1 protein-coding gene is annotated in these 629 nt (G+C 56.9%); it reads right to left on the reverse strand.

The features are described from left to right. Positions 1 to 629, reverse strand: a 629-nt coding sequence (locus PSI22_RS21325) for an AMP-binding protein (protein WP_273581469.1), incomplete at both ends; no start/stop codon positions are given.

Consider the following 629-nt stretch of genomic DNA (forward strand, 5'->3'; position numbering starts at 1 on the left):
GCGCTTTCGACTTCTCCCAGCTCAATGCGGTAGCCCCGGATCTTGACCTGAAAATCATTGCGCCCCAGATATTCCAGATTGCCGTCCGGCCGCCAACGCACCAAATCGCCGGTTTTATACAGGCGGGTGTAGCCCCGCGCCTGATCTTCTGCCGTGGCAAACGGGTTCACCACAAAATACTCCGCGGTCAACTCCGGCCGGTTCCAATACCCGCGAGCCACACCAGCGCCCCCGATATACAGTTCCCCCGGCGCACCGATGGGGGACAGGTTACCCCCACCTTCACGCACATACAGGCGGGTGTTATCAATCGCCCGGCCGATGGGAACATTGCCATTAAATTCGCCGGCGGTATCAAAATACGTGACTTCAATTGCCGCTTCCGTTGGCCCGTAAAGGTTAATTAAGGCACTGGTGCCCGGATTAATGGTCTTAAACGCGCTGACCTGTGATCCGGTCAGCGCCTCCCCACTACAGAAAACATAACGGACGGTTTCCGCCAACTGCTGCCTTAAGGCCTGTAGTGACTGGCAGAAGGCACTGAGCATGGGCGGGATAAAGTGAACCACCGTTACCCCGGTTTCCTGCATCAGTTTGTGCAGCGTTTCCGGCTGTCTATGGCTATCAGG

Source organism: Xenorhabdus aichiensis, assembly GCF_028598775.1.
GTDB classification, from domain to species: domain Bacteria; phylum Pseudomonadota; class Gammaproteobacteria; order Enterobacterales; family Enterobacteriaceae; genus Xenorhabdus; species Xenorhabdus bovienii.